Genomic DNA, 6,336 nt, shown 5'->3' with positions numbered 1-6,336 from the left:
CCGCTGGCCGGGTGGCAACTTCGTGAGCGGTTACGACTGGCGGGATGGAATCGGTGATCGCGACAAGCGTCCCCCCCGCAAAAACCCTGCCTGGCAGGGAATCGATTCGAACGATTTCGGAATCGATGAATTCATGACGTTCTGCCGGGTTGTCAATACCGAGCCGCTGGTGGTGGTGAACACGGGGCTTGGGGACGTGGAAATGGCGCTGCAGGAGCTGGAATACGCCAATGGCTCCGTTGAGACGAAAATGGGGCAGCTACGGGCCAAAAACGGTCATCCCGAGCCGTATCATGTGAAATACTGGGGCATCGGGAACGAAATGTACGGAAACTGGCAGCTCGGCCACATGCCCTTGGAGGAATATGTCAAAAAGCATAACGAGTTTGTGGCGGCCATGCGGAAGCTCGACCCCACAATTGTGACCATTGCAGTGGGCAACGTGGGACCGTGGACGGAAGGCATGTTCCGTCACTGTGCCGACTTCATCGATCTGATGAGTGAACATTTTTACGTCGGGGCGAAAAAGGATCTGCTCGAGCATGTGGGGCAGGCCGCACGTCGTGTGCGCGAGATTGCCGACGCCCATCGCCGCTATCGGAAAGAAATCCTGGGCGGCAAGGCCATCCCTGTGGCCCTCGATGAGTGGAATTACTGGTACGGGGAGCATCTCTATGGGGAGCTGGGCACCCGCTACTTCCTCCGCGATGGCCTTGGAATTGCCAAGGCTCTCAATGAGTACGCTCGTAACACAGACGTCTATTTCATGGCCAATTATGCCCAAACCGTGAATGTGATCGGAGCAATTAAGACGACGAAAACGGCCGCCAGCTTCGAGACAACCGGGCTTGTCCTGGCCCTGTATCGTAAACATTTTGGGCAAATCCCCATCGCCACCACCTGTTCCCACTCTGTCCTCGATGTGCAGGCTACCCTGACTGAGGCCAGAGACGCGGTCGTGCTTGCCGTGGTCAATCCGACCGCGGAACGGCAGCATCTAAAGCTGCAAACCACCGCGATCACGCTGGAAGCGCCCGGGCGTGCGTGGGAAATTGCTGGAGATGACCCGATGCTTTTCAATGAGCCGGGAAAGCCGCCGCGAGTGAGCATTGTGGAAAGAGAGGCTCCCGACGCGGGGAAGGTCGAAGTGGCACCCTACAGCGTCACGCTGATTCGGTTTCCCACTAAACGCTGAGAGGGCCGCTGAGGTCACCGGGGAGTGGCGAGCCAACGTCGCAACTGGCTGTGGCCGCGCATGTTCCCTCTTCGTTTATGGGCATGAGTTGGCTAGTGCTCCGTCACAGGATAATTTTGGGATAGACGGACTTCAGTTTGCGGCGGGCATCTTCCGCGGTCATTTGCCAATCGACGCCGCGCTGCCGAGCGTTGAGGTCTATCGACCACGCCGCAATTTCCTCCTGGAGAAGACGTAGCTCCCCGAGGCGACGACCCGCCAGACACTGCCGGGTCAAACAGCCGAGCTCGCACTCCGCCACGTTCAGCCAACTGCCGTGTTTCGGCGTGTAGACAAACTCGATGCGGCGAACGTACTGACGAGCCCGCTCCGCTGGGAACACCTCGTAAAACGCCCCCTTCGTGTGCGTGTTCAGGTTGTCGCAGATCAGCGTGATGCGCTCGCAGTCCGCGTAACGCCCGTCCAAAAGCGCCGCCACCTCCGTTGCCCAGTCACTCTTCGTCCGACGTTCCCGTGCTGTCGCCTGACGCCAGCCGACCAAGGGCTCGCAAAACAGGAAGATGGCCGCCGTCCCCGCTCGTTCATACTCGTAATCCACCCGCTGGGGATGCCCTCTCGTCGCCGGAATCGGACGCCGCACTTCCTTCACCAACTGCACCGGCTGCTCATCCATGCAAACGACCGGACGCAACGGATCATACGGCCGACAATACACTTCCAGCACCTCTTCCATCTGAGCGGCAAACTCCGCATCCGCCTCTGGCGGTATCACCCAGTACTGGATCTTCCGCGCCGTGATCTCGTTTTTTTTAGCGCCCGGCGCACTGTCTCGTGGCTGATCGATTCCACCACTTTCAGCTCCACCAACCGACGGGCCAGGAGGCGAAGCGTCCACTGACCGTAACCTGCAGGCGGCGGCCCCAAACGGGCGGCAATGATTTTCGCTTCCACCTCCCCATCCAGAATCTTGTTCCCTGGTGGGCCCGACCGGCTCTTCCCTTCCAGCGTCTCCTCAAAACCCCGTTCCACAAAACGCTGACGAATCTTTTCCACCGTCTGTCGCCGACACCCGAACGCCTCGGCAATCCGTTGGTCCGTCCAAGCTGGACCGTCCGCGTCCGCCTTCAGCAGAATCTGAGCGCGACGGACCTTCTGGCTGGTCCCCTTCAGCTTGCGAATGACCTCCTGACACTTCTGACGTTCTTCCTCGGTCAGCCGGACAATATACTTCTTTCGCATGGAAACCCTCCTTGGCAAAAGGGAACGAAAACGACCACCCATCCTAACCCATCCCAACCCCTAGCGCAATCCCAAAATGTTCCTGTGACGGAGCACTAGCCGCGAAAGCCCGGCTTTTTCCGCCACCTTCCCTGTCTGTGCTCTGACGTTGGACGAGCTTTACCTGATTGCCGACATTCTTTCTGCAGGTCACGGTCCCACCGTTTTTCTGGATCACGCTCGGACGAAAACGTTCCGCCAGAAACGGTTGCCGGGGTGCGGCGAGTTTACTATCAGCAAGAAACACCTGAGATGTGTCAGTAATTTTTTAGCTGATAGGTTAACGGCAATTGCGAGGGACTGCAACTTCTCGGGGGTTCTCACAGCCAAGAGGCTCCAAGAATCCCGGGTTCCGCCGAAGGAGAAGCAACACGTCCCACGCCCTCAGCCACGACGTGCCGAAGACGCCTTCCCCGCCTCTCGCCACAGATCTCTCAACTGAGCGAGGAGAGATCGACGAATCGTCTGCCGATAAGGCGAATCACTGGGGAGTTGCGCCATCAATCGCCGGTGAGCCCTCCCGAGATTGTGGTACGGCATGGAGGGAAACAAATGGTGCACGGCATGGTAGCGGAGCCCCACAGGTGCCCATAGTTCGGCAATCCACCAGCGATAGGGATAATTCAGGGAATCCAGGACCTGCTCGGAGAAGTCCACCGGATGCGGTTCGAAGGCGTACCGGTGCGCTCCAAGCGTCCGCAGGGCGTTGATGAGCACGACAAGCACGGCTGTGGCATACGCCTGAACGAGGAACGGGATCGGCCACCGTCCCAGGAAAATCGGCGGCACTAGAAACACCCCCCACACCCAGAGAAAGCACAGCGCTTCCTGGACTCGAATCCAAAACAGCTCGCGAGGCGTGGGTTCCGGCCGGATATACTTCGGGTCAATCACCATGGAAGACGCATGGGCATGCACCCACGCGCGAAACCGCGGACTGATCCACGCCAGCGGGCTGAGGATGGCAAAACGAAATACAACAAGCGGCGGAATGATGAAACTGGACAAAAGATACTTGACGATTTCCCAACGCGGCCGCCGGGCAAAGGGAAGATATTCACCATCACGATCGGTGGCGTAAGTCGTCTTGCGATGGTGGTCGTGATGTGTCTGATACACAAACGAGGGCAAAAGAAACGGTGTTCCGCACAAAATGTTCCAGACGACCTTGAATGTGGTCATCACCCCCCGGGGAAAATGCACAATCTCGTGGATAAACAATGCCGCACGATAATAGGCCAGGGCCGAAATCACGAAACATACCACCTGTTGCGGCGAAAACAGCGGAGTCCGACGCACGAGCGCAAAACACACCGACCCCACCGCAAAAGACGCGAGAAAGTCCACCCAGTAAATAACGGGGTTACGGGCAAACAGATCGTGCACAATTCGTTTGGCCTCCGCGGGTGAGAACGTAGAGGCCGAGGGTTTGTCTGCATCAGCGGCGAATTTTTCGAGGTTGACCGTCTTTTCAGGCGACATCGTCTTCCACCCGCCGTCACAGGAGCCAACGATTCGACACAGGCTTTCCGTCCTCTTCAGCTTGCCTAATCAATTCCGAGTGCCGAAACTCGTTGTCGGTTACATTAGCCACATCGGTTAAAAAATATTATAGTTCTGCCAAGCAAAATAGCGATCTTGTTTTCCCTCATCCTTTCTCTCGTTATGTACCTTTCGTGCTCAAGTTGCGCGCTGCCTGGGCGCTGGTTCAAAAGACGGTTTCTACTCGAGGGGTTCACTCTGTATCCGGTCGAGAGGGCGCATGTTCCGGGGGCCGACGGACAAACCGCTTCTCCTGCGAACGGCGGCTGGCGTCATGCTGTGCTTACCAGCGGCCGGTTGCCAGGTTGGGGGCGTCGCTCAATAATGCAAAACTGGCCACCTTCGATGCGGATCCCACCCTTTTCGGTGGATTGTCGTGCAACCCTGTTTCGGAGCAGATTTGCGTGTTCCGCGGCATCATTGGGATTTTCCTTGGCTTTTTGAGTATTGCCCCCCTATTTTGCGGGGGATGCCGGGTTGGCAACCGGGAAAGCGACGCCGGCCCCCTTGCGGTAGCTGTGACAATCCCTCCGCAGAATTGGTTGGTAAGCCAAATCGGGGGGGAAATGGTGTCGTGTGTCGTGCTGATACCCGCTAACCAAGACCCGCATACGTTCACCGGGACCGACGCCGACGCGGCCCGGCTGGCACGCTGTCGGGTGTTTTTTTCCATCGGACTTCCCGTGGAGAACAGCCCGTGGTGCCGAGCGATCTCCCAGCGGAGCGGCCTTCGCGTTGTGCCTCTTGCCCAGACTTCCCATCTCCACACACACCCTAGCCATACTCCCCACGAGGGGGAAAATTCCGCGTCGGCCGATTCGGGTCATGTCGCACAACTTTCACCTGGCGACAACCACGCGCATGGGGATGCTGCTGCCGCGCGGACGGAATCCCCGCCCAAGCAGCCCGATCACACAGGCACTCATGAGCATGACGAGTTCCTTCACACCTGGCTCAGTCCCAGACGACTCCTGGCCATGGGGGAGATCGTGGCGCAAACGCTGGAAGAGCTCGACCCAAGCAACGCCGCGCTGTACCGCAGCAACTGGGAGCGATTACATTCGCAATTGACTCGATTAGACGAGGAGCTTCGGGAAAAACTGGCCCCGTTAAAAGGAGAGGAGTTCTTTGTCTTTCATCCAGCCTGGGAGTGCTTTGCCGAGGATTATGGGCTGATCCAGGTGGCCCTGGAAACACACGGACAGGAACCCTCGGATCGCGAGATCACCGAACTCCAGCGTCGAGCGCAGCGCGCCCGAATTAAAGTGATGCTCGTCCAACCGCAGATTTCCTCACGGGCGGCGCACGCTGTCGCGGAGGCGGCGGGCCTGCGACTCGTGACCGCCGATCCTCTGGCTGAGGACCTTCCCAGCGAACTGCGGCACGTTGCTGAAAGCCTCGTCTCCGCGTATCGTGAAAGTATGGAGAGCCCCGGCGCGAAAAAATGAATAGGCGTTTGCCGCGATCAGCGGGCTTGCCGACATACCTTCTTCCAAAACTGGTAAAACGATGTCCTTTGTTGCCTCGCTTCCGAAAACGTCTTCCGATCCGCCGCTTACCACCCCAAACGTGGTGGCACGGCTGGAACATGTGACGTTTTCCTACCGTTCGCCCGCGGGGGGCCTGTTGGAGCCGGTCCTTGAGGATATTTCGCTGGAGATTTATCAGGACGACTTTCTGGGAATCATCGGCCCCAATGGTGGCGGAAAAACGACGCTGCTGAAGATTATTCTGGGGCTTTTAGAACCGCAACAGGGAACGGTGAGCGTGTTCGGGAAACCACCGCGCGAAGTCCGACACCTCATCGGCTACGTACCCCAGCACGCCAGGGTCGATACGTCGGTTTCCGCATGCGTGCTCGATATTGTGCTCGCCGGTCGGATTTGCCATTCGCGGTGGGGTTTCCTTTACAGTCGCGCAGACCGCGAGAAAGCCCTGGCCGCACTCCGACTGACAGGAACGGCCGATCTGGCCCACCGACGGCTTGCGACACTGTCGGGGGGTCAGCGGCAGCGCGTTTTGATAGCGCGGGCCCTCGCCGCTGAACCCAAACTCTTGCTGCTGGACGAACCCACCGCGGGGATTGATCCCTACGTCGAACAGAATCTGACGGATCTCCTCCATGCCCTGAACGAACAACTGCCCATCGTCATTGTCAGCCACGACATCGGTTTCGTTTCGACGCACCTTAAACGGGTGGCGTGCCTCAATCGACGGCTGACCGTGCACTCGGCGGCAGAAGTCACACGGTCCACGATAGCCACTTTTTACGGAGAGCACGTACACCTCGTCCAACACGCCCCCTGCTGTCCTCTGAACGA

General features: G+C 58.5%; 6 protein-coding genes. 3 read left to right on the top strand and 3 right to left on the bottom strand.

The features are described from left to right. Nucleotides 1-1,195: alpha-L-arabinofuranosidase C-terminal domain-containing protein (locus tag H5U08_RS08080; protein WP_297031997.1), on the top strand; the 1,195-nt coding region annotated here is incomplete at its 5' end. Nucleotides 1,196-1,298: 103 nt separating this feature from the next. Here the strand turns inward: H5U08_RS08080 and H5U08_RS08075 are convergent. The 3 genes from H5U08_RS08075 to H5U08_RS08065 all read right to left on the bottom strand — a co-directional run bounded on the left by H5U08_RS08075 (nt 1,299) and on the right by H5U08_RS08065 (nt 3,955). Then, on the bottom strand, nt 1,299-1,967 hold the full coding sequence (locus H5U08_RS08075; RefSeq protein WP_297031996.1) for an IS630 family transposase: 669 nt from the start codon (nt 1,965-1,967) through the stop codon (nt 1,299-1,301). Further along, on the bottom strand, nt 1,964-2,434 hold the full coding sequence (locus H5U08_RS08070; RefSeq protein ID WP_297031994.1) for a helix-turn-helix domain-containing protein: 471 nt from the start codon (nt 2,432-2,434) through the stop codon (nt 1,964-1,966). The genes H5U08_RS08075 and H5U08_RS08070 overlap by 4 nt, the downstream gene beginning before the upstream one ends. Nucleotides 2,435-2,857: 423 nt before the next feature. Beyond that, nucleotides 2,858-3,955 (bottom strand): fatty acid desaturase, encoded by a 1,098-nt coding sequence (locus H5U08_RS08065; protein ID WP_297031993.1) that lies wholly within the window; start codon nt 3,953-3,955, stop codon nt 2,858-2,860. 194 nt (nt 3,956-4,149) lie between these two features. Here H5U08_RS08065 and H5U08_RS08060 point away from each other — a divergent pair, with 194 nt between their 5' ends. Both H5U08_RS08060 and H5U08_RS08055 read left to right on the top strand, forming a co-directional pair. Continuing rightward, entirely contained in the window at nt 4,150-5,463 is a 1,314-nt protein-coding gene (locus H5U08_RS08060) for a zinc ABC transporter substrate-binding protein (protein WP_366494252.1), read from the top strand. Between the two features lie 61 nt (nt 5,464-5,524). Continuing rightward, nucleotides 5,525-6,336: ABC transporter ATP-binding protein (locus H5U08_RS08055; protein ID WP_297031992.1), on the top strand; the 812-nt coding region annotated here is incomplete at its 3' end.

The organism is Thermogutta sp. (assembly GCF_014359955.1).
Classification (GTDB): Bacteria; Planctomycetota; Planctomycetia; order Pirellulales; family Thermoguttaceae; genus Thermogutta.
This window is presented reverse-complemented; position numbering and strand designations above follow the sequence as displayed.